The 23,543-nt window shown below is 56.2% G+C and carries 25 protein-coding genes; 1 reads left to right on the top strand and 24 read right to left on the bottom strand.

Annotated features, from left to right (window positions below):
• Window positions 1-3 precede the first annotated feature (3 nt).
• The 7 genes from mraY to mraZ are packed head-to-tail and all read right to left on the bottom strand — an operon-like array spanning window position 4 to window position 7,363.
• Window positions 4-1,086, bottom strand: a complete 1,083-nt coding sequence (gene mraY, locus VF684_RS04695) for a phospho-N-acetylmuramoyl-pentapeptide-transferase (protein ID WP_005355120.1) — start codon at window positions 1,084-1,086, stop codon at window positions 4-6.
• Window positions 1,080-2,435, bottom strand: coding sequence for a UDP-N-acetylmuramoyl-tripeptide--D-alanyl-D-alanine ligase (locus VF684_RS04700; RefSeq protein ID WP_139440278.1), 1,356 nt, complete (start codon window positions 2,433-2,435; stop codon window positions 1,080-1,082). The genes mraY and VF684_RS04700 overlap by 7 nt, the downstream gene beginning before the upstream one ends.
• The gene (gene murE, locus VF684_RS04705) at window positions 2,432-3,964 is read right to left on the bottom strand and encodes a UDP-N-acetylmuramoyl-L-alanyl-D-glutamate--2,6-diaminopimelate ligase (protein ID WP_139440280.1); all 1,533 of its coding nucleotides are present in this window, start codon (window positions 3,962-3,964) and stop codon (window positions 2,432-2,434) included. Before murE ends, VF684_RS04700 begins: the two co-directional genes overlap by 4 nt.
• On the bottom strand, window positions 3,897-5,651 hold the full coding sequence (locus VF684_RS04710) for a peptidoglycan glycosyltransferase FtsI (protein WP_005336163.1): 1,755 nt from the start codon (window positions 5,649-5,651) through the stop codon (window positions 3,897-3,899). The genes murE and VF684_RS04710 overlap by 68 nt, the downstream gene beginning before the upstream one ends.
• Window positions 5,648-5,962 carry a cell division protein FtsL gene (gene ftsL, locus VF684_RS04715; protein WP_005336166.1) on the bottom strand — a complete coding sequence of 105 codons (315 nt, stop codon included), beginning with the start codon at window positions 5,960-5,962 and terminating at the stop codon, window positions 5,648-5,650. Before ftsL ends, VF684_RS04710 begins: the two co-directional genes overlap by 4 nt.
• A gap of 3 nt (window positions 5,963-5,965) precedes the next feature.
• A complete protein-coding gene (rsmH, locus tag VF684_RS04720; RefSeq protein WP_005336168.1) occupies window positions 5,966-6,904 on the bottom strand; it encodes a 16S rRNA (cytosine(1402)-N(4))-methyltransferase RsmH in 939 nt (312 codons plus the stop codon).
• Window positions 6,905-7,363: a division/cell wall cluster transcriptional repressor MraZ gene (mraZ, locus tag VF684_RS04725; protein WP_013723406.1), complete on the bottom strand. Its 459-nt coding sequence runs from the start codon at window positions 7,361-7,363 to the stop codon at window positions 6,905-6,907.
• A gap of 677 nt (window positions 7,364-8,040) precedes the next feature.
• Between mraZ and VF684_RS04730 the strand changes: the two genes are divergently transcribed.
• A complete protein-coding gene (locus VF684_RS04730) occupies window positions 8,041-9,015 on the top strand; it encodes a lytic transglycosylase domain-containing protein (RefSeq protein ID WP_234829626.1) in 975 nt (324 codons plus the stop codon).
• Here VF684_RS04730 and VF684_RS04735 read toward each other — a convergent pair.
• From VF684_RS04735 to lfgG, 17 genes are all read right to left on the bottom strand, one after another.
• A complete protein-coding gene (locus VF684_RS04735; RefSeq protein ID WP_106843501.1) occupies window positions 8,948-9,409 on the bottom strand; it encodes a hypothetical protein in 462 nt (153 codons plus the stop codon). The two genes, VF684_RS04730 and VF684_RS04735, sit on opposite strands and share 68 nt — an antisense overlap.
• Entirely contained in the window at window positions 9,396-10,343 is a 948-nt protein-coding gene (gene lafU / locus VF684_RS04740; protein WP_106843500.1) for a lateral flagellar motor protein LafU, read from the bottom strand. The genes VF684_RS04735 and lafU overlap by 14 nt, the downstream gene beginning before the upstream one ends.
• Window positions 10,343-11,200, bottom strand: coding sequence for a lateral flagellar motor stator protein LafT (gene lafT / locus VF684_RS04745; RefSeq protein WP_019444796.1), 858 nt, complete (start codon window positions 11,198-11,200; stop codon window positions 10,343-10,345). The genes lafU and lafT overlap by 1 nt, the downstream gene beginning before the upstream one ends.
• 50 nt (window positions 11,201-11,250) lie before the next feature.
• Entirely contained in the window at window positions 11,251-11,967 is a 717-nt protein-coding gene (gene lafS, locus VF684_RS04750; RefSeq protein ID WP_106843499.1) for a lateral flagellar system RNA polymerase sigma factor LafS, read from the bottom strand.
• A 7-nt stretch (window positions 11,968-11,974) separates the two neighbouring features.
• Window positions 11,975-12,397 carry a lateral flagellar basal body-associated protein LafF gene (gene lafF / locus VF684_RS04755; RefSeq protein ID WP_269428984.1) on the bottom strand — a complete coding sequence of 141 codons (423 nt, stop codon included), beginning with the start codon at window positions 12,395-12,397 and terminating at the stop codon, window positions 11,975-11,977.
• 71 nt (window positions 12,398-12,468) lie between these two features.
• Complete coding sequence (locus tag VF684_RS04760; RefSeq protein WP_234879860.1) at window positions 12,469-13,494, bottom strand: flagellar hook-length control protein FliK; 1,026 nt, start codon at window positions 13,492-13,494, stop codon at window positions 12,469-12,471.
• Window positions 13,495-13,541: 47 nt separating this feature from the next.
• Window positions 13,542-13,943, bottom strand: a complete 402-nt coding sequence (locus VF684_RS04765; protein WP_234879861.1) for a LafX — start codon at window positions 13,941-13,943, stop codon at window positions 13,542-13,544.
• 59 nt (window positions 13,944-14,002) lie between these two features.
• Window positions 14,003-14,395, bottom strand: coding sequence for a lateral flagellar export chaperone LafC (gene lafC / locus VF684_RS04770; RefSeq protein WP_005336195.1), 393 nt, complete (start codon window positions 14,393-14,395; stop codon window positions 14,003-14,005).
• Between the two features lie 49 nt (window positions 14,396-14,444).
• On the bottom strand, window positions 14,445-15,731 hold the full coding sequence (gene lafB, locus VF684_RS04775; RefSeq protein WP_440173841.1) for a lateral flagellar capping protein LafB: 1,287 nt from the start codon (window positions 15,729-15,731) through the stop codon (window positions 14,445-14,447).
• A gap of 121 nt (window positions 15,732-15,852) precedes the next feature.
• Window positions 15,853-17,010: a flagellin N-terminal helical domain-containing protein gene (locus VF684_RS04780; protein ID WP_421335780.1), complete on the bottom strand. Its 1,158-nt coding sequence runs from the start codon at window positions 17,008-17,010 to the stop codon at window positions 15,853-15,855.
• 249 nt (window positions 17,011-17,259) lie between these two features.
• The gene (locus VF684_RS04785; protein ID WP_440173842.1) at window positions 17,260-18,267 is read right to left on the bottom strand and encodes a hypothetical protein; all 1,008 of its coding nucleotides are present in this window, start codon (window positions 18,265-18,267) and stop codon (window positions 17,260-17,262) included.
• Window positions 18,268-18,281: 14 nt separating this feature from the next.
• The gene (gene lfgL, locus VF684_RS04790) at window positions 18,282-19,199 is read right to left on the bottom strand and encodes a lateral flagellar hook-associated protein LfgL (RefSeq protein WP_118854518.1); all 918 of its coding nucleotides are present in this window, start codon (window positions 19,197-19,199) and stop codon (window positions 18,282-18,284) included.
• Window positions 19,200-19,210: 11 nt separating this feature from the next.
• Window positions 19,211-20,554, bottom strand: coding sequence for a lateral flagellar hook-associated protein LfgK (gene lfgK, locus VF684_RS04795; protein ID WP_047438681.1), 1,344 nt, complete (start codon window positions 20,552-20,554; stop codon window positions 19,211-19,213).
• On the bottom strand, window positions 20,554-20,952 hold the full coding sequence (locus VF684_RS04800) for a rod-binding protein (RefSeq protein ID WP_019444809.1): 399 nt from the start codon (window positions 20,950-20,952) through the stop codon (window positions 20,554-20,556). Before VF684_RS04800 ends, lfgK begins: the two co-directional genes overlap by 1 nt.
• An 8-nt stretch (window positions 20,953-20,960) precedes the next feature.
• On the bottom strand, window positions 20,961-22,067 hold the full coding sequence (fgIL, locus tag VF684_RS04805; protein ID WP_440173845.1) for a lateral flagellar basal body P-ring FlgIL: 1,107 nt from the start codon (window positions 22,065-22,067) through the stop codon (window positions 20,961-20,963).
• A gap of 8 nt (window positions 22,068-22,075) precedes the next feature.
• Window positions 22,076-22,747, bottom strand: a complete 672-nt coding sequence (flgH, locus tag VF684_RS04810; protein WP_047438686.1) for a flagellar basal body L-ring protein FlgH — start codon at window positions 22,745-22,747, stop codon at window positions 22,076-22,078.
• Entirely contained in the window at window positions 22,747-23,532 is a 786-nt protein-coding gene (gene lfgG / locus VF684_RS04815; RefSeq protein WP_127006221.1) for a lateral flagellar basal-body rod protein LfgG, read from the bottom strand. The genes flgH and lfgG overlap by 1 nt, the downstream gene beginning before the upstream one ends.
• Window positions 23,533-23,543: the final 11 nt, after the last annotated feature.

Below are 23,543 nucleotides of genomic sequence, written 5' to 3' on the forward strand. Positions count from 1 at the left end.
GCCTTACCTCACCTTCAGGGTGGCAAGACCCAGCAGCACCAGCACGAGGGTGATGATCCAGAAGCGCACGATGACGCGCGGCTCCGGCCAGCCCTTCTTCTCGTAGTGGTGATGGATCGGCGCCATGCGGAAGATCCGCACGCCGCGCAGCTTGTATGAACCCACCTGCAGGATCACCGAGACGGTCTCCATCACGAAGACGCCGCCCATGATCACCAGCAGGAACTCCTGACGGACCAGCACGGCGATGGTGCCAAGCGCGCCGCCCAGCGCCAGGGAACCGACGTCTCCCATGAAGACCTGCGCCGGATAGGTGTTGAACCAGAGGAAACCCAGACCCGCCCCGACAATGGCGGTACAGACGATCACCAGCTCGGAGGTATAGGGCACGTAGGGAATGTGCAGGTAGTTGGCAAAGTTGACGTTACCGGTAGCCCAGGCGATCAGGGCAAAGCCCCCCGCCACCATCACGGTCGGCATGATGGCCAGGCCGTCGAGACCATCGGTCAGGTTGACCGCATTGGAGGTACCGACGATGACAAAGTAGGTCAGCACGATAAACATCAGGCCAAGCTGCGGCATCACATCCTTGAGGAAAGGCACCACCAGCTGGGTCTGCCCCTCATGGGTTGCAGTCGCATAGAGGAACACCGCCACCGCCAGCGCTACCGCGGATTGCCAGAAATACTTCCAGCGTGCAATCAGGCCGTCGGTATTCTTGCGCACCACCTTGAGGTAGTCGTCGGCAAAGCCGATGGCGCCGTAGGCACCCAGCACAAACAGCACCAGCCAGACATAAGGGTTGTCGAGGCGGCACCAGAGCAGCACAGACGTGAAAATCGCAGCAATGATCATCAGGCCACCCATAGTCGGGGTGCCCCGCTTGCTGAGGTGGGACTCGGGACCGTCGTTGCGGATCACCTGACCAAACTTCAGGATCTGCAGACGGCGGATCAGCCGCGGCCCCATCCAGAGGGCAACCCCCAGTCCGGTGATGATCGACAGGATGGCGCGAAACGTCAGGTAGGAGAAGACGTTGAAGAAGGTGAAGTGCGGGGTGAGCAGTTCGGCCAGCCAGACTAGCATGTGGCTGACTCCTGATGGCCTTTGACCATCTCGACGATATCTTCCATGCGGGAGCCACGGGCCCCCTTGACCAGAATCGAAATTTCCTGATGTGTATTTATCATTTGCGCAAGCACTTCAAACAACGACGCCTTGTTATCGAAATGTCGGCCAGCCGCGGCATCTGCGGTGTGGCGACTCTCTTCCCCCACTGTCAGCACGGCATCCAGACCGCGCTCGCGGGCATGACGGCCAACCCGGGCGTGTTGCTCGGCAGACTCCTCACCCAGTTCCCGCATATCACCGAACACCAGCACCTTGAAGCCGCCCATGGCGGTCAGGGCATCGATGCCCGCCAGCACGGATTCCACGCTGGCATTGTAGGTATCATCCACCACGGTCAGACCACCCCAGCGCTGGACGCAGAAGCGCCCCTTGACCGGCGCCATCTGTTCCAGCCCAGCCTTGACGGAGTCGAGGGATGCGCCGAGGGCCAGACAGCCCGCGGCGGCAGCCAACGCATTGGCCACGTTGTGGCGACCCGGGATCGCCAGAGTCAGGCTCAGCTCACCCTGCGGAGTCACCATCACGAACTCGGCACAACCCTGAGTGTTGAGAACTACATCGCGAGCATGGAACGGCTGGCTCTGATCGTCGATGGAGAAGGCGCACTGAATGCCGCGTTCCCGCCACTTCGGCCAGAATTCGTTGTTGGCATTGACGATGGCGGTGCCACCTTGGCTCAGCCCCTCAAAGATTTCGCTCTTGGCGTGGAACACACCTTCCAGCGAGCCGAAGCCCTCCAGATGGGCCGCCGCCACGTTGTTGATGATGGCGGCATCGGGTTTGGCCAGTGAAGTAGTCCAGGCGATTTCGCCCGGATGGTTGGCACCCAGCTCCATCACCGCAAACTTGTGTTGCGGTTCGAGGCGCAGCAGGGTGAGCGGCACGCCCACCTCGTTGTTGAAGTTGCCAGCGGTGGCCAGCACTTCCCCTTCGTTGCGCAGGATGGCGGTTGCCATCTCCTTCACCGTGGTCTTGCCGCAGCTGCCGGTAATGGCCAGCACTTTCGGGTTGATACGCTCGCGCACCAGTTTGCCGAGTCGGCCCAGTCCTTTCAGGCTGTCGGCTACCACCAGCTGGGGGATGGCCAGCGGCAGCTCACGCTCGACCAGCAGGGCAGAGGCCCCTGCCTGAACGGCCTGTTCGCAAAAATCGTGGGCATCGAAGCGCTCGCCGCGCAGAGCAACGAACAGGGCACCCGCGCCCAGAGTGCGAGTGTCGGTACTGACGACGGTGATCTCGCCGTCGTCACCAATCAGACGGGCATCGAGTACCTGAGCCAGCTCGGCAAGCCTGAGGGTCATCATTTGAATGACTCCAATAATGTGTGCAAGGCGGCCGCGACGGTTTCCCGGTCGCTGTAGTGCCGCTTGTCGGTTCCAATGATCTGATAATCCTCGTGACCCTTACCGGCCACCAGGATGATGTCCTGTTTGCTCGCCTGACCGATGGCCAGCGCAATCGCCTTGACCCGGTCATGCTCCACCTGCACCGCAGCAGGATCGCGAAGACCCGCCACCATGTCGGCCATGATCCGGGCCGGCTCCTCGGTACGGGGATTGTCGTCGGTCAGGATCACGCGATCCGCATACTGTTCAGCCATGGCTGCCATCATGGGGCGCTTGCCGCGATCGCGGTCGCCACCACAACCGACCAGACACCAGAGCTGGCCTGTGCAGTGCACCCGCAGGGCCTGCAATGCCTTCTCCAGTGCATCCGGGGTGTGGGCGTAATCGACCACCGCCAGCGGCGTATCGCCACCGCCGAAACACTCCATGCGACCGGTCACTGGTTGCAATTTCGGGGCAGTTGCCAGCAGCTCGTTGAAGTCATAACCAAGCACCAGCATCACGCCCATCGCGGCCAGCACATTGCTGACGTTGAAGCGCCCGAGCAAGGGGGCGGATAATACACCATTCCCCCAGCTGGAGTTAATCTGCGCGCGAAAACCTTGCTGGTGAAAATCGAGCTGCTGCGCCGTTAATTGACGGCCAGAATGGTGTTCAATCGGGCCATTAACGCTGAACGCCACCGCTGCTGGATACTTTTCGAGCCACTTGGCACCCAGCTCGTCATCGCGGTTGATCACTGCATTCGACTCATCGACCAGCTGCAACAGCTGCTCTTTGGCCGCGCCATAGGCTTCCATGGTGCCGTGGTAGTCGAGGTGATCCCGGCTCAGATTGGTGAAAACGGCAGCGGCAAAGGGCAAAGCTGCCACACGGTGCTGTACCAGACCGTGGCTGGAGACCTCCATCGCCACCAGATCCGCGCCCTGTTCTTGCAGCGCAGCCAGATTGGCTTGCACCTGCACGGCGCTGCCGGTGGTGTTTTCCGCTTCGATCAGGTTGCCGAACAGGCCGTTGCCGATGGTGCCCATCACACCCGCTTTACCACCCAGCAGGGTGCGCCAGTTGGCGACCAGCAGTGCCGTAGTGCTCTTGCCATTGGTGCCGGTGATCCCGACCAGATCCAATTTTTGGGCTGGCTGATCGTAGAAATAGCCCGCAAGAGCAGAGAGGTGAGCGGGCAGATCCCGCATCCCGATACAGGGAACCGGAGTTGATGGTGGGATAAATTCACCATCCTCCTCAAACACAACAGCGGTCGCTCCCTGAGCCACCGCCTGTTCGATAAACCGTCTGCCATCCACCTGATGACCACGAATGGCCACGAAGAGCGAGCCGGGGCCAACCCGCCGACTATCCAGCTGGATATCGGTCAGGGTGAGCGCCGGCGCCAGGATACCGAAGGGGCGCAGTAATGCATCAAGTGCGCGGGACAAGAGAAGCCTCCGTACGGGCAAGTTTGGTGGGCACCGCTGGCGGCACCGCATCGGGACGAATATTGAAGAGCTGCAGCACCCCGCCCATGGCCTCTGCAAACGGTGGGGTAGCCACGGCGCCGCCATAATAGGCGCTGCCTTTTGGCTCGTTGATCACCACCACCATGACGAAACGGGGATCACTGGCGGGTGCGAAACCGGCAAACCAGGCCATGTAATCCTTGCCATAGCCACCGGCGACGGCGACCTTGGCGGTACCACTCTTGCCGCCAACCCGATAGCCCGGGATCTTGGCTTTTGGAATGGCGTTGTCGACCACATACTCCAGCGCCTGCAACATGGCAGCGGCGTTGTTGTGATCGATAACCTGCTCACCCTTGGGCGGCGTAGTCACCTTGACGATGGAGAGCGGCACCCGCTTGCCCTTGTTGGCCAGGGTGGCGTAGGCGGAAGCCAGCTGCAGCGGGGTGACCCGCAGACCATAACCGAACGAGAGGGTTGCCCGCTCGATATCGGACCAGCGGCGACGCTGGGGCAGCATGCCGCTGCTCTCGCCCATCAGCCCGCTGCCAGTATCCATGCCGAAACCGAACATGCTGAGGGTGTTGATCATCTCCTGCGCCGGCATCCGCAACGCGATGCGCGACATACCGATGTTGGAGGAGTAACGCAGGATATCGTAGAGGTTGGTCGCCTTGTGGATACTGACGTCCTTGATCTGCTTGGCACCGATAAAGAGCGGACCACCGGGAATGAAATCCTTCCAGCTGGTGACACCTGCCTGCAAGGCACTGAGCAAAATCAATGGCTTGACGGTCGAACCTGGCTCGTAGGTATCAGTCACCACCCGGTTGCGTACCCGGAAGCTCTGATACTGGCCTCGGTTGTTCGGGTTATAGGAGGGGGTGTTGACCATGGCGAGCACTTCACCGGTCTTGATATCCAGCATCACCATGGAGCCGGAGGTCGCCTTGTTCTCGTCGGTTGCCCGCTTGAGGGCTCGGTAGGCCAGAGCCTGCACCCGCTGATCGATACTGAGCTGCAGATCGTTGGCGTTCTTGCCCTCTTTGACGATGCCAAGCCGCTCGATGACGCGCCCCTGACGATCCTTGCGCACCCGCATTTCGCCGGGTGTCGCCGTCAGCCACTCGTTGTAGCTGCGCTCAATCCCTTCAATACCGCTGCCATCGATGTTGGTCACCCCCACCAGATGGGCACTGATTTCGCCAGTCGGATAGAAGCGGCGCGCTTCGGGGCGCAGGTAGACGCCACCCAGCTTGAGCCCCTTGATATATTCCGCCACCGCAGGAGTAACCTGACGCTGCAGATAGACGAAGCGCTTGCTGGGGTTGGCGATGCGGTGTTTGAGGGTATTGATGTCGAGCTTGAGCACGGCAGAAAGTGCCAGCCAGGCTCGCTCGTTATTGATGGCACCGGATTCATGCACTGTCTTGGGATCGGCCCAGACAGCTTCGACCGGCACAGAAACCGCCAGCTGCTCGCCGTTGCGATCGGTGATCATGCCGCGCACCGCCTGGGTAGAGGTGGTACGCAGGGAGCGCATGTCCCCTTCCTGACGCAGACGATCCGGATTGATCACCTGGATCCAGGCAAGACGCAGGATCAGACCCACAAACGCGATGCCGATAAACACCGCAAGCGTGCGAAAGCGCCATGGATAGATAGATGGCGCTTTGACATTCGCTTTGGCAGCTTTGGCTGTAGCCTTGCGTTTCATGGTTGGGTAATTACCTTCTCGGTGGTCACCAGCGGACGACCCATCTGCAACTTGTCCATCGCCAGACTCGCCACCCGGGAGTGTTCAGCCAGGGTGCCCTGCTCCAGCAGCAGGTGGCGCCATTCGATATTGAGGCGATCCTCTTCTGCCATCAGATCGTTCTGCTTGGCCGTCAGACCGCGGGTCATGTTGGTCACCAGGATCACGGCAAACGCGGTCACCAGCACGGCGACCGACAGAAAAATCTGCAGCTTGTGCCGCCAGAGATCGGCAACGATCTCCTTGGCAAGATGAACACGCACTTCGCTCATCGCTTACTCCGCCAGCCGTTCGGCAACCCGCAGCACCGAGCTCCGTGACCGGCTGTTTTCAGATACTTCATGATCAGAAGGCTTGAGCGCCTTGCCGACCGACTTCAATTTGCGACCGCCAGCCAGCTGGGCCTCGGTCAACGGAATGCCGTAAGGCACTTCCGGCCCCTTCTCGTGCTTGCGGATGAAATGCTTCACCAAGCGGTCTTCCAGCGAATGGAAGCTGATCACCGACAGACGGCCATGTGGTGCCAACACTTCCAGTGCACCGTTGAGCGCGGTTTCGATCTCGTCCAGCTCGCTGTTGATATAGATGCGAATGGCCTGGAAACTGCGGGTTGCCGCATGCTTACCCTTCTCCTTGCTCGGATTGACCCGGGCAATCATCTCCGCCAGTTGGCGAGTGCGCACATAAGGCTCGGTCACTCGGTCGTGCACGATGGCACGGGCGATCTTCTTGGCAAAACGCTCCTCACCGAAGGTCTTCAGCACCCAGGCGATGTCATCCACATCGGCCTTGGCCAGCCACTCGGCGGCGCTCTGACCGGAGGTGGGGTCCATCCGCATATCGAGCGGACCATCTTTCATAAAGCTGAAGCCGCGCTCGGCATCATCCAGCTGGGGTGAAGAGACCCCCAGATCCAGCAGGAAGCCATCCACCTTGCCCAGCAAACCGCGCTCATCGAGATAGGAGGCGATGCCGGAGAAGGGGCCGTGCACGATTTCGAAACGGGGATCCTGGATCTTGGCGGCCTCGGCAATCGCTTGGGGATCGCGGTCGATGGCGATCAGGCGGCCATTGGGGCCAAGGTGCTGCAGGATCAGACGAGAATGACCACCACGGCCAAAAGTACCGTCGACGTAGACACCGTCCGGCTTGATGGCCAGACCTTCAACGGCTTCGTGCAGCAGCACTGTGATGTGTTCAGCGGCTTGGGTCATTTATAAAGAGAAATCCTGTAGTCGTGGTGAGCTTGCCCAATCGTCCCCGGGCAGACCCAAGATGTCGTCATTGACCTGTTGTTGCCAGCGGGCTTCATCCCACAGCTCAAACTTGTTGAGCTGGCCCACCAGCATGATTTTCTTGTCCAGCCCCGCATGGTTGCGCAGTGGCTGACTGAGCAGCAGACGGCCATTGCCATCCAGCTCGCATTCAGTTGCATGTCCCAGCAGCAGTCGCTGCAAACGGCGCTCTTGCGGATTCATGCTGGAGAGAGTCTTGAGCTTGCGCTCGACCTCTTCCCATTCATTCAGGGGATAAAGCAGCAGACAGGGATGGGCAATATCGATGGTGCAGACCAGCTGGCCGTCGCTTTCATCGCGCAGCCAATCACGGAATTTGGTCGGAATTGCCAGCCGCCCTTTACTGTCCAGGCTGATGGCATGAGCGCCACGCAACAAATTGCAGTCCCTGAAGGTGAGTGAGCAGGCAGATTGCCCCTCTAAAAACCACTTTGATCCACTTTTCCCCACCTTGAAGTTTAAGGACGTGCAGGGGGCTTTTCAAGCAAGGAGATGGGACAGAGGGAACATATTGACGCAGCAATTGCATGCTGCGGATTGAGTAGGTTGATTTTCCAAGAGTTATTGCTGAAAAAACAGAAAGTGATTAATAAGCAGCAAGTCGGTGAGCGGTCACTATCTGGGCGATATGATGAAACGGAACAATACCACTGCACAGAGCAAAATACTGACACATATCACTGGATAGATGATGTAACCATCTTTCGAACGGCGAGCACGCAGAGACACCAACTGACAAAGCAACAGATTGTAAATAATCAGCAGGGATGTCAGCAGAATATTGGTGGCAAATGTCAGCTCTTGAGCGTAACCAATGTATAAGCCCATCAGAATGAAATTGGCGAGTATCAGATACAGCAAAAACTTCTGAATCGCTTTACCCGAATTTGGGCTCTTTTTTACTCGTGTTATCATGCTTGCTACGTCCTGGATTACACATGATCAGACGACCTTAAATTCAAAAAACTGTTGAGATATATCATGTTTTTATTATTGCGCGATCCTTGCTCAACAATTGCCCCATGACCCGGCTCGTTTTTTTGCTAATGAGTGGGATGTTAATGATATCAACATCTTGCCATGCTTATCACAATTATCACTGGCAAGCTGGTTTCCCAATCCCGATCCAGGGAAAAGGGGTCGACTTGGTCAGCCAGCAGCAACAATTCCTACTGAAGCAGCGCCCTTATCTCCAACAACGTCTTGCGGAGACACAGCCCGTTATTCGCTGGATCGCGGGACAGGTTCACGAACGCAAACTGCCGCCCTTGCTTGCCTTTGTTCCTTTACTGGAAAGCAGTTACCGATTGGATGTGGTCTCTTCTGCTGGCGCCGCAGGCCCTTGGCAGCTGATGCCAGATACCGCCACCCGATTTGCCATTCCCATCACCAGCGAATTTGATGGGCGCTATTCACTGCCATTGGCGACAGAGGCTGCCCTTTCCTATCTGGCATGGCTTTATCGCTTCTTTGGCAATGACTGGCTGCTTGCTATGGCCGCCTACAACGCAGGAGAAGGGCGGGTACTCAATGCGGTTTTAAAAGCGGGGACACGTAATATATGGGAACTGGAACTTCCGACTGAAACACGCGTTTATGTCGCGCGCTTTGTTGCGCTGGCAAGACTGCTTGATATGGCTGACAGCTATCAGTTTCAACTTCCGCCATGGCACAGCGGCAATGACTTGCAAATATTCCGTCATCCGAACGGCTGCTCACTGCCCGCGTGGGCTCAGGCAAAAGGCGTATCAATGAATGAAGCCAGCCGCTGGAATCCGGCCTGGCAACTCCCTGTCGCGCAAGGGATAACCCATTGCCCTATCGTCTATAGCAAGGGCAAAGCCCCCACCGCCAACCGGAAGAAAGGGGCGACCGCCATTGTCAAAGCGGTCTCACTGGACAGTCTGCATGATCCCCTGTTGCTGAAAGCTGCCAGGGGGCTTGATATGAGTCGAGGCGAGATCAGACTGGAACGCTTGCCTGATCCTCTTGGGATTCAGCAGAAGCGGCCGCTGATTGCGGCACCATGAAACAGTGGCGCCAATGGCTCAGTACAGGAGCCAAATCAACCTCTTCCGGATATGACCAGCGAGCACCATAAAAGCAGAGCTGCCGACCAATAGCGCGACGATGAGTGATGTTGCAATCCAGCGCAATTCGCGGCAACAGGGAGAGCGTCACCGTTTCGGGTAATTCAAATCGAGCCGGAGCAAGGAAACCGACCCCGCCCGGGCCAATATCTTTGATCACTGCGCGGCCGATGCTCTTATCAAACAGCAATCCGGAAATCAGCAATCTGGCCGCAATCCCGCAACTCTGTGACTCAAAAGGCGTAGTTCCATCGTGCAGATACCAGCGCGGTACCTTTCTGCGTGGATCATTTTGCGAGGTATGCAGCGGAAACTCGATCTCAGGGTCGTCCATGGGAAATCATCTCCTTGGCATGACTAGCTGCCGCTTGCGTTTGGGAGCTGAAAAGTTGCTCCAGATTCGTTTCTGCCTGAGTTGTCATGACCAGCAATTCAATGCGCCGATTACGGCTGCTTTGCGGATTCCGGGTATCTTCCAGCATGGTATCGGCCATCGCGACAACCTGCCCGACCCGTTCAGGTGGCATGCCACCCACCAGCAACACCCGTCTTGCCATCATGGCGCGGTCTGACGACAGCTCCCAGTTGCTGTAATTGTCACCGGCAAACGGTGTGCTGTCGGTATGGCCAGAAATCATGACCCGATTCTCGATACGCTGGAATATGGGTGCCAGCGCCATCAACATATGGCGAAAGAAAGGGCTGATACGGGCACTGCCGCGGCTATACATTTCCCGATCCGCGTCATCACGGATCAGGATCCGCAATCCTTGGGGAACAATTTGAATCTCGAGGTTATTCTTCGCCTGCATCTGCTCAGCAAGATGGTCGATAAAGCTGGCCAGCTGCTTCATCTGAGCCTCACCCTCAAGCTTACCTATCAACAGCTTTTCATACCCGCCGCCCGGACCATCAGAAAAAATGCTCTGATTACGATCCATATGCTTTGGCATCAGCTGACCCTGCTGATCGAACTTGGGGTTAAGCTCATCCATCACAGAGGGGTTGCCACCGAGATCGACAGGATAGGGGCTGTTGCGAATATCAAACGGGTTGGCCTCACTGTCCATGATGCTGTAGTCCCGCAGGCGGCTGGCAACGACTTCCCGCTCCTCCTGATTTGACACAGCGAGGATCCAAAGCACCATGAAGAACGCCATCATGGCCAACGTGAAGTCGGCAAATGCCACCTTCCAGGCGCCTCCCCCTTTGGGACCGCTGTTACGACGCTGCTGGCGCTTGACGATAATCTGTTCGTGATTGCGCATTACATCGCCCTGTTGGTCACCCAATCTTCCAGCTCAAGGAAGCTTGGTTTGACTTCAGGCTCCAGGATCTTGCGACCCGAATCGACGGCAAGCAGCGGTGTCTTGCCACGCAACTGGGCAATCAGGATCGACTTGATGCACATCAACAAACCGATACGGCGCTTGACCATCTCTTCCATGGCATTGCTAATTGGCTCCAGCAAGCAGTAGCAGAGGAAAATACCGATAAAGGTGCCCACCAGAGCGGCCGCCACATGGACACCGATATTGCTCAGTGGGCCGTCCAGTTGCTGCATGGTGATGATGATCCCCATCACCGCAGCAAGAATGCCGAAGCCCGGGCAGGCCTCGCCGGTTTTGTGCAAGGCATGAGCAGGCTTGAGCATGTCTTCTTCAATAGCCATAATCTCCTGCTCCAGCACGGTATCCAGTTCATGGGGTGTGATCTTGCCCATTCCGAGCAGACGCAGGTTATCGATAATGAAACCAAGCAGTTGGGGATCTTCCGAAATCTGGGGATACATCAAGAAAACCGAGCTCTGCTGGGGATTTTCAATATGCTCGTCGAGCGCCTTCATCCCCTTATTGCGTGTCTCTTCAAGCAGTTGATGCATCAGAGTCAACAGCTCACGATAGACCTCTTTCTCTTCTTTGTTGGCTTTGAAGCACATTTTTATCTGCCGCCACATTTCATGCATCACCTCTTTCGAGTTGCCAAGAAACATGGAGCCTACCGCTGCGCCGATAATGATGATGAGTTCGGCTGGCTGCCACAAGGCGGCGAGGTTCCCCCCGGCCATCATGAAGCCACCCAGCACGCACACCAATATGACGCCGATGCCAATCTGTTTTTGCATGAATGTTCCCGCACGATACAAGAAGGGTCACCAGTAAAGGTGAAGCACTACTATATGGAGTCGACCAATCGCTGCTTTAGCTGAAGTACGCATTGTTTGTGCAACTGACAAACCCGGGATTCGGTTAATCCCAGCACCAGCGCGATCTCTTTCATGTTGAGCTCTTGCTGGTAATAGAGGGAAAGCAATAACTGCTCGCGTTTATCCAGAGTGGCCAACACCTTGCTGATGGTCATCGCCATATCGACATCATCAGACTCGGTTGTTGGCGCCTTGCCGCCATTCTCCAGCCACTCTTCTAGGCTCTGCAGTGCTTCAGCCTGGCTGGCGTAGGACAACTGACGCACCTCATCCACCGAACAGTCGAGCGCAGTAGCAAGTTCTTGTTCTGAGGGGGGTCGGCCCAAACAATTGTGCAGTTCACGCTGCACCTGATTATGGCCATGCACCTGCTGTCGCAGCTGACGGGGTCGCCAGTCCAGACGGCGCAACTCATCGAGCATGGCACCACGGATCCGTTTGAAAGCATAACTTTCAAACTGGGCATCTGGCTCGCTGCCATAACGGCGCCACGCCTCCAGCAATCCCATCATTCCCACCTGTTCCATGTCCTCCTGATCAAAACAGGCACTGACCTGGCTGCGCAGATGGCTGGCAGCTCGCTTCACCAAGGGCAGATAGCGAGCAAGAATGGCGGGCTCTCCCGTGCGAGGAAGTTGCGGAGTATCGGCAAACTCTTGTTGAGCATCCCAAACGGAATCTGTCATATCGTGGCTACTGTACCAGTACCTTGGTGATCAGCACTTCATCAAGATAGGGCTTATAGCCATATCCCTGTACCGTAGTGACCAGCTTGTCGCGCAGAGAGACTTGCAACTTGGAAATATTCTGCAGCTCGACTTTTACGTCATCATGGGAGCGGTGGCTGAAATACTGCACCATGGCATTGCGGATCAGTGGCGTCAGTTCATCCAGCTTGGCAACCTGCGCCGGGTTGTAGGTCACCAGTGCCAGCTCCAGCACCAGATAATGAGACTGCTCACCCCCTTCCAGACTGATAACAAAGCGCTCCATCGGCTTGAACAGCGGAGTGCTGCTCAGCTCGGGCTTTGGCTCTGCCAATCCGAGCCAGACTTCGACCACATCGCGCTTAAGCCATGCGCCATAGGCCAGTATGGCCAACAGACACAGAGCCATGACGAATATCATCAACCACTTCATGACACGCCGCATAATGTAAAACCACTCTCGTTATTACGGGTTAAAAATCAGACCAGTGTATTGAGCCAGTCGTGCACCGTATCCCATTGGGAATCCGGATCATCCTGCCACTGGCGGCGGCCAGCCAGGATCTTCTCCTGTTGCCACCGCTCCTGCTGTCCCTGTTCGCCACCCTGCCCCACATTGACCTCGACCCCACCGGCATGATGGGGAGCCAAGCTCATGCGCAAGCGCTCCATCGACTGGATCATCGCATCGCGCACAGCCGGATTGGTCACGTTCAACTGGACATTGAGCCGGTCACCATCGAGCTTGACGGTCAACTCCAGTCGCCCCAGCTCTGGCGGGTCCAGCCGGATATGAGCCTGTTTCACCTGTTGATTGACCTGCAGTTCAACCTTGTCCTGAAGCAGGTTAACCAGCTGCTGTCCCCACTGGCTCTGGTTGTCTGACAACCGGACAGGAGCCCACTGATAGTCGGCAGGACGCGGCGGTACAGCAGCGAGTTGACCGACTGCCAGCTGGCGAGCATCTGGCAACCTGTTTTCTACCGCAGCGGTGTCAGGCACACTTCCCATATCCAAACCGGCAGCCATAACCGGCAAGGTGAAGCGGCCGGGCAATACACCGGTTTGCCCATTCGATTTGACAAGCAACGTAGAGAGCGCCTGTTCTGCAGCGGCAGAGACCGTTTCACGACGCGGCATCACCTCTTGCTCGGGCAGCGCGGTCGCACTCCCCATCAAGGTACGAAGAGAGGGTGGCAATTTGTTATCCACCACCACCTGCTGGCCACCGGTGCTACCTTCAGCTCGGGAAAAAGTACGGCTCACACGAAAACCATCAAGATCGGCATCACTTACTCTGACAAAGAGAGGAGGCATATTGGTAAACGCCGGCAGCTGTTCAGCCGGGTCGCCTTCCGCCCCCGGCTGTTCTCTCTCTTTTTCCTCTACCGCAACATCGCTGGCAGCCAGCTCGGGCAAGGGCAATGCAAGCAGAGGGTCAACCGCCTCATCCAGCGGTTGATACAGCTCACCTTCACTGCCGGCTTGGCCGGACAAACGGTTCAAGGCCGTGACATCAGGCGAATACGCAGCGTCAAAACCGCTAAATTGAATCAATCCCATTGCTCTGTCTCACCGTAGGCGGTCAAGCCTTCACGAATCGAAGAAAGCTGCTGCCACTCCTGTTTACGAACCAGGGTTTCCTGCTCGCAGAGTTGCAATGCCTGTCGATACAAAATTCGGGCTTTATCTCTTGCTGGTTGCAACGCAGCCCAGAGTTGGGGATTCCGGCTAACTTGAGAGACAAATTGTGCGAAACGTCCATCGGTTAGCCTGACTGCATCCCACTGGCCAGCTTGCGCTTGTTGCAGCAAGAGCGTACCCAACCCCAATAACTGACGCTGGCGAGTCTGCAGTTCGGTCTCACGTAACACGGGAGCAATACCTGGCATGACGAGCCCCAAAAAGAAGATGAACCAGCCCACAAGCAAGGAGTGGGCCAGGCCGAGAACCAAGAAATTTCAATATGTTGGGGGTGAGGAAGAACAGAGAGGAAGGAAGTACTACTTCCGTATTAACGAGGATGACGCGCCATTGCTTCCCAACCCTCTTTCAGCTCTTGCAGGATTTTGCGCACTTCGGCGAACCCCTCAACATTGTTGGAAACGCTGATTTCGAACAATTTTTGACCGCAGTAGTCATAAAGACGATGCAGATTGACCGCCAGTTCACCCCCCTTATTCATATCAAGCGCACTGTCCAACCCACCCAGGATCTGCAGACACTTGTTGATGGCCAACCCTTTTCGCTCAAACTGTTTCGCCAAGATATGCCCTTCTGCTCTGGCTATCTCATCAAGCAAGCCATCCATCAACATCAGCACCAGCTGATATGGATCGGCACTCGCGGCCTTGGCTTCTGTGGCGGCAAATCGATAGGCATCATAGCCATCTTCAGATTCAAACATGGGTCACTCGCTATTGCAGGTTCAAAACCAGTTCATCCAGGGAAAAAGCTTAGAGTGCTCCCATGGTCTGCATCATCTGGTTCATGGTGGTGAATTGATTGAGGTAACGCTTGTAAACAGATTCCATCCGTTTATTCAGCGACTCCATTTTATCATCAAGTCGCTTTTGATTGGCTTCCAATGTGCTCTTGCGAGTGGCCATCACCCCGTTGCTCTTGGAGAAAGGGTCGAGCACCTTGCTCATCCGCTTGAGCAAACCGTCATCCCCCATCAGCGCCTTGCCCAGCAGTTCAGGGTCCTTCTCGAGCGATTTTTTGAAATCAGAGTCACTAAACACCAGCTTGCCCGACTTCTCGGTTTTGATACCAAGCTGAGTCAGGGTCATGCCTGCAGGCAGATTGCGAACCGCGTTGGCCAGCGCACCTTTCAAACCTCGCACCGTGGCATCAGAAGCCAGTACGCCTTTTGCCTTAATATCGGTGGATGTCTCTTTGTTCAGCAAATCCAGCAACTCGTTGTAGCTATCAACAAATTTCTTCAATGAACCGGTGACGGCTTCATTGTCATAAGCCACCGTCACCTGCATCGGGCCATCGGTTGGCTTTTGCACCTTGGTGAGATCCAGCGTCAGCCCTTCAACCACGTTTTCAATCTTGTTGGTCGGCGACTTGATCTCCAGCGCACCGTCGCCAACCCCCATCTTGATGATGGAGTCCTGACCCGGGGTGATCACCTTGCCATCGATAAAAGCCTTGCCGAATGCGGAAGCCGGGTCGCCATCATAGGTGGGGGTAAACACCTTGGCAGCCCCGCTCTCTTTACTGGTCAGCACCAGATTAACCTTGCCATCAGTGCGGATCAGGCTGGCCTTGACCCCAGGGTTATCCGCCGAATCATTGATGGCAGAGACCAGACTCTGGGCTGTCGCCCCCGCTGGCAAGGTCGCCAAGTCGATAGCAAACGCCTTGCCATCAAGGGTGAACGACACTTTACCGGAGGTTGGCAATGGCGCCTTTTCATCCGTCAGTTGCACCCCGAACTGATGGGCCTGTGCCAGTTGATTGACCTGAAAGTTATATTGCCCCGGGGTCGCCTTGCCATTGCTGGTGACCGTCATGACCCCCTCTTGCGAGAGGCTGGCTTTCTGGGCCTGCAACGTCGCCGGCTTATTCAGATCTTTCAGCAGAGTCTGAAAGCTGGAGAGCTTGGAGTTGATGGATGACAGCGAACTCTGCTGCGCCTTGACCGTGGCAAGCTGCCCCTTGAGCAGCTTGTCCATATTCTTGCGCTCATTGGTCACCATTTGCATCGCGGCTGAAGCGGGATCGACCTGCATATATCAACTCCTTCGGTATCAGGGCAAGACTTGCTTGTTGAAAAAGGCTGTTTCGCCAGCACTTTTCAACCGGCAAGGGGAAGAAAAGAGGCCGCCACACAGGTGGCGGCCCTTATAGCGATTAACGCAGCAGACCGGTGACCATACCAGTCATCTGGTTTGCCTGACCCAGCACAGACATGCCAGCTTGCATCAGCATCTGGTTCTTGGTCATGTTGGTGCTTTCGGTGGCGAAATCGGCATCCATGATACGGCCCTTGGCGATATCGGTGTTCTCTTTCATGTTGGAGAGGTTGTTAACGGTGTGCTCCAGACGGTTGATATTGGCACCGAAAGCGGAACGTACGCTGGTGATATCCTGCATAAACGATTCCAGCTCACCGATAGCTTTTTGAGCGTGTTCCTGGCTCTGCAGACCATATTTCAGGGTGCCAGAGTCCAAACCGGATCCAGCGGTCATGGCAGCAGCAGAGACCGCATTCAACGCTTTCTGCTTGTCTTCAACCGCGATTTGGGCAGTTACTACTTCGGCATTTTTAGCGTCGGCTGTTGATTTTTTACCTTCCCAATCTGTCTTGTTAGTGCCATTGGTCGTATCGGCATCGTACACTCGCTTGGCCTTATCTTCTGCTTCCTTCAGCGGTGAATATTCATCCTGCTTGGTCTTCAGCGCAGTCTGAGCATCTGCCAAGTCAGTTTCAGGAGAAGTCACTGCAGCAAAAGCCGCAACATCTGCTGCGCTCTTAGCAGCACCACCGACAACCTTCTTCAGGGTTTCACCAATATCTACGGTAAGTGTTTCTTTATCAGTGCCGCCAATCTGGAAAGTCACCTTACCCTTGGCAAATTTGCCATTGGTGCTATCCAGCAGGTTTTCACCACCGAAGGTGGTATTGCCGGCGATATTTTTCAGCTCTTTGGTCAGCTCGCCAAATTCGGCGTTCATGGCGGCGATATCTTTATCGCTGCTGGTACCGTTGGCGGCCTGGGTAGCCAGATCCTTCATGCGCTGAACGATATTGGTCATTTCGTCCATGGCACCTTCGGCGGTCTGCATCATGGAGATAGCATCCTGGGCGTTGCGCATACCGGTCTTCTGGCTGTTGGACTGGGATTGCAGACGGGTGGCGATTTGCAGACCAGCAGCATCGTCAGCGGCAGAGTTGATGCGCATACCGGTACCCAGACGCTGCATGGCAGTGCTGGCCAGCTTGTTGGTTGAAGCCAGCTGATTCTGGGTGACCATGGCGGCAAAGTTGGTGTGGATTGACAGACTCATTTTCGTTTCCTCGAAATAGATGCTGCCACAGGCAGCGTTTGGGTTGACCCCAATGAAGAACGACCACAGCGTCGTGAAAATTAAATCTTTTTTTGCTGAACGGCAGTTTCTCTTGGCCCCCCGTTAAGTACTCAACAATGTTCTCGCAAGCAGATCGCGTCGTCACAGGCACAAGAGGGCATCACAGAGATAAAAAAACCGCACAAGTCAGCTTGTGCGGTTTTTTAACGATGAGACAGGTCAGCGCTATCAAGTGAGTAACGCAACCACCCCTTGCCGAGTGACGTTGGCCTGCGCCAGCAGACCGGACATGGTGCCCATATAGCCGCCTTGTGAGAGGCGGGCGGCCAGAGAGGATTGCAACTGTGCCAGCTCCTCCTGTTTCAGGTTCTGACTGCGAGCCTTGACCTTGTCCAGTTGCAGCACCATCTTCTGGCGAAACTGTTTCAACTCCCGAACCGATTGCTCAATCTCGCCAAGCACTTTTTGCAGCCGCTGCCGCTCCTGACGGATCTCCCCTTTGGCAATCCCTTCGGCCATGTGAGTCAGCGCTCCGGCCCTGGGCTTGAACTGCACCGGGATCGGGTTGCCTGCCGGAATACGAATCCCCTCGCCCCGGATCAGTATCGGCTCATCCAGTTTGCGACGATGGGGTTCAGCGACAGAGAGCTCCAGCTTGCCCAGCTCATTCAGCCGAGCCCGGATATGCTCTTTACGCAGCGCCCGATCGAGTATGGTTGCGACCTCCCCCTCTCGCGCTCCGGCCGGGATGGTCACCTCCACCGCACTACTGCTTTGGGGGAAAGAAAACACCAGTCGCTCAGTGCTATTTTTGGCGCTTAATAAATCCAGATGCTCGGCACTGAACCGGGTGCGCAGCTCCTGAGGTGACGCAAGAAGTCTGGGCTTGAGCTCATCAGTCAAAGGGCCTCTTGGTTGGGTGACTTTCTCTTCCAGCATTTTTAAGCGGTTGGCAACGTCACTGCTGGCCAGCTCACGCTGACCCAACTGGCGTTCCAGCCGCTTCAATTCACCCCAAACCTGATTGAGTGCTTGTTCCCCACCCTGAGCATGGGCAATGCGCTGTTGCGCTGCGCCGATCAGGGCCCATCTATCCATCCGGATAATATTGGGGTGGCGCTCGTTCTGCTTTCGATTTTCCGGAGTGTGAGCCTGTGCAGTTGCGCGGCCCTGCAACTTGGGCTTTGCCTGCGCCTCGGCAACGCCCCCAAGACGGGTTTGCTGGATCTGCATCATGACTCCTTCACTCGTTACGGCATGTAGTTGAACAGGCTAAGGCCATTAACCTTGGCAAAAGCTTGCTGTTGCACCTGTAATGCCATCAGGACATGGGCCTGTCGGGTCGCGGCCTCGGCATAATCCAGCGACTCTATCTGGTTGCTCACTTCCTTGCTATAGACACCTTTCTCGGCATGGCTCTCGTCAATCTGATCCAGCAGATTGATCCGGGCACCAATCGTGCTCACCGCCTGGCTGATACTATCTTGCAGCGTCTGGCTGCGGCCGAGCATGGCTCGGGCTTGATCGACGGCGTCAGGTGCTGCGTCATTAATTGCCGTCACCATGCTATCGAGTCGTTTGAAAAAATCGTCAGGCTTCAGAAACAGCTGGTCAGCCGTCTGGTTCAAGCCCACAGTGACGCCATTGGCAATACTGACATCGCGAATTAGACCATCGCCGTTGTACTTATAGCTCCCAAAATCAGCAGCTGTAGGGTCAGTCACCTTGACCAATGCAGTCTGATCAACCTTGCTACCGGTAAAGAGGCTGGAGCCACTCTCGTTACGCGCATTGGCCAGATCCAGCAGACCATCCTTGATAATGGCGACCTCGCTGGCTACCGCTTTACGATCCGCATCCGACAAAGAGCCTGTTGCAGCTGTCTGGGTCAACTCCCGCAACCGCATCAGCATGTTGGTCATGGTTTCAAACTGAAGCTCCCCTTGAGAGAGCTGGCTCTTGGCGTTGGCAATATTTTTCTGGTACTGCGCCATCGCCACCTGCTCTTTCTGCAAGCCCAGCAGTTGCACACTGCCAACAGGATCATCAGAGGGCTGAAGAATGCGTTTTTGCGTGGAGATTTGGCGATCAAGCCGGGCATATTCACCGAAGCCATGCTGCAAATTGTCTAGCATGCTGAGCTGGATCTGGTTGGTACTGATGCGCATGGTCACCCTCCTCAGAACATATTCAGAATGGAATTGAAGAGTTGTTCCGAGGTGCTGATCACCTTGGCATTGGCCTGATAAGCCTTGGTGTAAGCCATGACTTTCACCCCTTCCTCATCGGTATTCACCCCGCTGACACTGCTCAGCTTGGCCGCCATCTGTTTTTCCATATTGGCATCGGCCTGCATGCTCGCTTTCGCCTGCCCGCTCTGCACCGCCATCTTGCCAAGCAGGGCACTATAGGCATCGTATTGGCCATTTTTTATCGTCAGCAGGTCCTGCAGGTTGCGGTTATCGCCCTTGCCACCACCGGCCTTGGCAAAAGCCAGGTCGTCTCCGGTAAAACCATCAGCCACCCGCAATGTTCCCAACGCATTGATGTAGTTACCATGGATATCTTTTGTTTCGTCAAAAGCGAATAGCCGTTTCCCGGTTACTCCATGAAGGTCAAAACCACCGGCCTGTTTATCATTGAAATCCTTTGCGAGCTTGCCCGCTATCTGATTCAGCGCCTCTCTGGTCGGTCGCAATACTGTGGTGCGATAATCCATCACACCCGCCAGCGAACCACCGTGCAATTTAGGAACTTCAAACGTCTGACCACCGAAAGCGAGGCTGAGTTTATCGCCAGCAAGCGCGAGAGTACTGCTGCTTCCCCCCAACACCAGCGGCTGTCCTTGCGGCAGGCTGATCGCGAAAGCGCCGTCACTCTGACGATTTACCCGCACTTCCATATAGGTCGACAACTCACGAACAACCTGTTCGCGACTATCTTCCAGCGCTGAGGTATTGACTCCCTTGGCGGCTTGATCGCCAATCTGGACATTCAATTCGGCCAGTTGTGACAGGTAGCTGTTCACTTGGGAAACAGTGCTGCTCAACTGATCGTCGATCTGTTTTTCCTGGGTAACCAGGCTCTCGTCCAGCTGGGTAAAGCGGTTGGCGAGCGCCCCAGCCGAGCTGACGATCTGGCTGCGCTGTGCCGGGGTTTCCGGACTGTCGAGCGCAGCACTGAGCGAGGCAAAAAAGCTGTCGAGCCCTTTTGCGATATTCATCGACTCACTGCCCAGCAACTGCTCTGTCGTATTGATGTACTGATGAAAGGCATAAGAAGAACCGGTGGCCGAACGGCTACGCCAGTGTTGAGCAACCAGATAGTCATCCGTTACCCTGCGTACCCCTGTCACCTCGACACCGGCACCATTATCCAACCGCCCGAAACCGGACAGACTGCCCATCATGGCTTCCTGACGGCTATACCCGATGGTATTGACGTTCGCGATATTCTGGGCGGTCAGGTTCAATGCAATCTGGGCTGCATTTAGTCCGCTGGCGCCGATATTGAGCAGTGACATCAGTCAACCTTCTTCATTTTTACCGAGTTGAGAGGCTGGCTGAACGCAGCCAGGGTCTGCTGCTCTGAAGCGACCACCCCGTCCGGATTCTTTAATGACGGAGCCAGCTGGTTGACCATCTGCTCCCGCAGACCGATGCCACCACGTTTGACCATGCTCATCGCCAACTGGCTGTCATACATATCGCGATAGAGGGATTGTCCCTTGATGATCTTGTCGTCCTCATCCTGCAGGGCATCCGTCGCCGAGCGCATATGTTTGAGCACGGTTTGCAGAAAACTGACTTCAAACTGACCGGCTGCAGCATCCAGCGCGGCACGCTGATCCGGGTTGCTTTTGATTTGCTGCAATTCATTGAGATCCTGATAAAAACCGGGATCCGAGCTAATTCTGGTCATGATAATCCTTAGATAACCACCAACTCACCTTCGAGGGCGCCAGCCTCATTGAGCGCTTGCAAGATGGCCATAACATCATCAGGGGTTGCCCCGAGTGAGTTGACAGCCTTGACGATCACTTCCAAGGAAGTGCCATCCGGCCAGACAAACATGTTGTTACGTTCCCGATCGACCTGGATCTTGGAATTGGGGGTCGTCGTGGTCTGCCCGTTGGAGAAGGCGTTGGGCTGACTGACCGTCTGACTCTCGCCAATCGTCACCGTCAGACTGCCATGACTGACGGCAGCTTTGTGAACCTTGACCCCCAGCCCCATCACCACAGTACCGGTTCGACTGTTGAAGACCACCTTCGGCCGCTCCTGACCCGGATCCACCTTTATATCTTCCAACAGTGCCATAAACGCGATGCGCTGACTCTCGTCCCTGGGAGCAGCAACCTGAACCCGCCCGGCACTCACCGCTCGGGCGACCGGCCCCAGCTGATGGTTAATGGCGCGCTCCACATTGCGGGCTGTCTTGAAGTTGGGTTGGTGCAAATTGAGGGTCACTTCCGGCTTTTCGGCAAAATTGCTGACCACCTCTCGTTCGATGGTGGCACCGTTGGGAATAATCCCGGCTGTCGGCACGTTAATCGTGACCGATGAACCTGATTGCCCTTCCGCTTTCACACCGGCGACAACCAGATTGCCCTGCGCCACGGCATAGACTTCACCGTCGATACCACGCAGGGGGGTCAGCAACAGAGAACCACCACGCAAACTCTTGGCATCACCAATGGAAGTCACGGTTACATCGAGCAACTGCCCCTTGCCAGCCAAGGCTGGTAGCGTGGCTTGGACCGAAACGGCTGCCACGTTCTTGAGCTTGGGATCGAGATCGTCCGGTAACTGCACGCCAAACTGCTTGAGCATGTTGGCCATGGATTGGCCGGTAAATTTGACCTGGCTTTTGTCACCGGTCCCGGAGAGACCGACCACCAGACCATAACCCACCAGCTGGTTGGTTCTCAGCCCCTGCACATCGGCAATATCCAGCAAGGCTCGTTTGGCCGGTGCGGCAGCCTGACTAACCCAGGGCAAGCAGAGACACAGCAGGGCGATAAACCATCTGTTCATGTGATTCCTCAAAATGGCGCAAACGCCGAGCTAAAGAAGCGGCCCAGCCACCCCATCTGGTTACTGTCGGCGAGGGCACCGCGACCGGCGTAGGTGATGCGGGCATCGGCAATGCGCTGGGACGAGATACGGTTGCTCTGGTCAATATCTTCAACCCGAACCATGCCGCCCAAGCGGATATACTCATCCCCCTGATTGAGACGGATCCACTTTTCACCGCGGATCCCCAGCACTCCGTTGGGCATCACTTCTGCCACGGTCACGGTAATGGAACCTGCCAGGGTATTTTGCTGACTGGAGGTCGCTCCGCCATCAAAATCCCGATCCGCACTGAGGGCGGCCCCCCAGTCGGGGCGCAGTTTACCGCCAATAGAGGGGGCCGGCACATTCATGCTGCTGTTTTTGCTCATGCTGGTATTGGCTTTCTTGCTCGACTGGGTACGCTCTTCCAGCACCACGGTGAGAATGTCACCAACACGGTAAGCACGCCGATCCTGAAACAGGGTCATCATGTAGTTGCCCCGATAGAGGCCACCATCTTCGCCCTGCGCAGCCGCAGTCACCTTGGGACGGGATGGCGCCCATTTCTCGTCACCCGGCTCGGGTGCCTGCAGCTCATAGGTGGCACAGCCGCCCAACAGCAATACCAACCAGATATAACGCAGCATCGACTTCATCATTACAGTGCCTGAGTGACAAACTTGAGCATCTGGTCGGCGGAAGAGACCACCTTGGCATTCATCTCGTAAGCCCGCTGGGTGGTGATCATGTCAACCATCTCCTCGACCACGTTCACGTTGGAGCTCTCCAGCGTGAATTGCTTGACAGCCCCCATCGCCTCTTCACCCGGTACACCTTCAATCGGCTCACCGGACGCGCCGGTTGCACGGTAGAGGTTGCCACCAAGCGCTTCCAGACCGGCCGGGTTGGAGAAGTTGGTCAGGGTGATACGGCCCAGCTCGACGTTCTCTTGTTGACCCGGCAAAGATGCGCTGACAGTGCCGTCGGTACCAATGGAGATCTTGGTGGCGTTATCGGGGATCTGGATCTGCGGCACCATGGGCAAACCATCCGCGTTAACCAGTTGCCCCTCGGCATTGCGATGCCATTGACCATTGCGGGTATAGGCCGTCTCGCCATCCGGGCGCTCGACGCCGAAGAAACCGGCACCGACCACCGCCATATCCAGCTCCTGATTGGTATTCTGGAACTGGCCGGAGGTGAAGACCTTCTGGGTACCCACTACCCGCACGCCATTACCCATCTGAATACCGATAGGCGCCAGATTCTGCTGATCTTGCTGAGCACCCGGCTGGCGCTGCACCTGATAAAAGAGATCTTCAAACGCTACCCGATCGCGCTTGAAGCCGACCGTGTTCACGTTAGCCAGGTTGTTGGAGATACTGGACATCTTGGCATCTTGTGCCGACAGACCTGTTTTACTGACCCATAATGCTGCGTGCATTGTTATTCCAC

It is taken from the genome of Aeromonas sp. Lyrl_2, assembly GCF_051948815.1.
Taxonomy (GTDB): Bacteria; Pseudomonadota; Gammaproteobacteria; order Enterobacterales; family Aeromonadaceae; genus Aeromonas; species Aeromonas veronii.

What these genes read in the sequence shown, in the direction of transcription:
- mraY (WP_005355120.1), bottom strand. Translation starts at nt 1,086, where the DNA reads ATGCTAGTCTGGCTGGCCGAACTGCTCACCCCGCACTTCACCTTCTTC.
- VF684_RS04700 (WP_139440278.1), bottom strand. Translation starts at nt 2,435, where the DNA reads ATGATGACCCTCAGGCTTGCCGAGCTGGCTCAGGTACTCGATGCCCGT.
- murE (WP_139440280.1), bottom strand. Translation starts at nt 3,964, where the DNA reads ATGCGGTGCCGCCAGCGGTGCCCACCAAACTTGCCCGTACGGAGGCTT.
- VF684_RS04710 (WP_005336163.1), bottom strand. Translation starts at nt 5,651, where the DNA reads ATGAAACGCAAGGCTACAGCCAAAGCTGCCAAAGCGAATGTCAAAGCG.
- ftsL (WP_005336166.1), bottom strand. Translation starts at nt 5,962, where the DNA reads ATGAGCGAAGTGCGTGTTCATCTTGCCAAGGAGATCGTTGCCGATCTC.
- rsmH (WP_005336168.1), bottom strand. Translation starts at nt 6,904, where the DNA reads ATGACCCAAGCCGCTGAACACATCACAGTGCTGCTGCACGAAGCCGTT.
- VF684_RS04730 (WP_234829626.1), top strand. Translation starts at nt 8,041, where the DNA reads ATGTTAATGATATCAACATCTTGCCATGCTTATCACAATTATCACTGG.
- VF684_RS04735 (WP_106843501.1), bottom strand. Translation starts at nt 9,409, where the DNA reads ATGGACGACCCTGAGATCGAGTTTCCGCTGCATACCTCGCAAAATGAT.
- lafU (WP_106843500.1), bottom strand. Translation starts at nt 10,343, where the DNA reads ATGCGCAATCACGAACAGATTATCGTCAAGCGCCAGCAGCGTCGTAAC.
- lafT (WP_019444796.1), bottom strand. Translation starts at nt 11,200, where the DNA reads ATGCAAAAACAGATTGGCATCGGCGTCATATTGGTGTGCGTGCTGGGT.
- lafS (WP_106843499.1), bottom strand. Translation starts at nt 11,967, where the DNA reads ATGACAGATTCCGTTTGGGATGCTCAACAAGAGTTTGCCGATACTCCG.
- lafF (WP_269428984.1), bottom strand. Translation starts at nt 12,397, where the DNA reads ATGGCTCTGTGTCTGTTGGCCATACTGGCCTATGGCGCATGGCTTAAG.
- lafC (WP_005336195.1), bottom strand. Translation starts at nt 14,395, where the DNA reads ATGTTTGAATCTGAAGATGGCTATGATGCCTATCGATTTGCCGCCACA.
- lafB (WP_440173841.1), bottom strand. Translation starts at nt 15,731, where the DNA reads ATGCAGGTCGATCCCGCTTCAGCCGCGATGCAAATGGTGACCAATGAG.
- VF684_RS04780 (WP_421335780.1), bottom strand. Translation starts at nt 17,010, where the DNA reads ATGAGTCTGTCAATCCACACCAACTTTGCCGCCATGGTCACCCAGAAT.
- VF684_RS04785 (WP_440173842.1), bottom strand. Translation starts at nt 18,267, where the DNA reads ATGATGCAGATCCAGCAAACCCGTCTTGGGGGCGTTGCCGAGGCGCAG.
- lfgL (WP_118854518.1), bottom strand. Translation starts at nt 19,199, where the DNA reads ATGCGCATCAGTACCAACCAGATCCAGCTCAGCATGCTAGACAATTTG.
- lfgK (WP_047438681.1), bottom strand. Translation starts at nt 20,554, where the DNA reads ATGTCACTGCTCAATATCGGCGCCAGCGGACTAAATGCAGCCCAGATT.
- VF684_RS04800 (WP_019444809.1), bottom strand. Translation starts at nt 20,952, where the DNA reads ATGACCAGAATTAGCTCGGATCCCGGTTTTTATCAGGATCTCAATGAA.
- fgIL (WP_440173845.1), bottom strand. Translation starts at nt 22,067, where the DNA reads ATGAACAGATGGTTTATCGCCCTGCTGTGTCTCTGCTTGCCCTGGGTT.
- flgH (WP_047438686.1), bottom strand. Translation starts at nt 22,747, where the DNA reads ATGATGAAGTCGATGCTGCGTTATATCTGGTTGGTATTGCTGTTGGGC.
- lfgG (WP_127006221.1), bottom strand. Translation starts at nt 23,532, where the DNA reads ATGCACGCAGCATTATGGGTCAGTAAAACAGGTCTGTCGGCACAAGAT.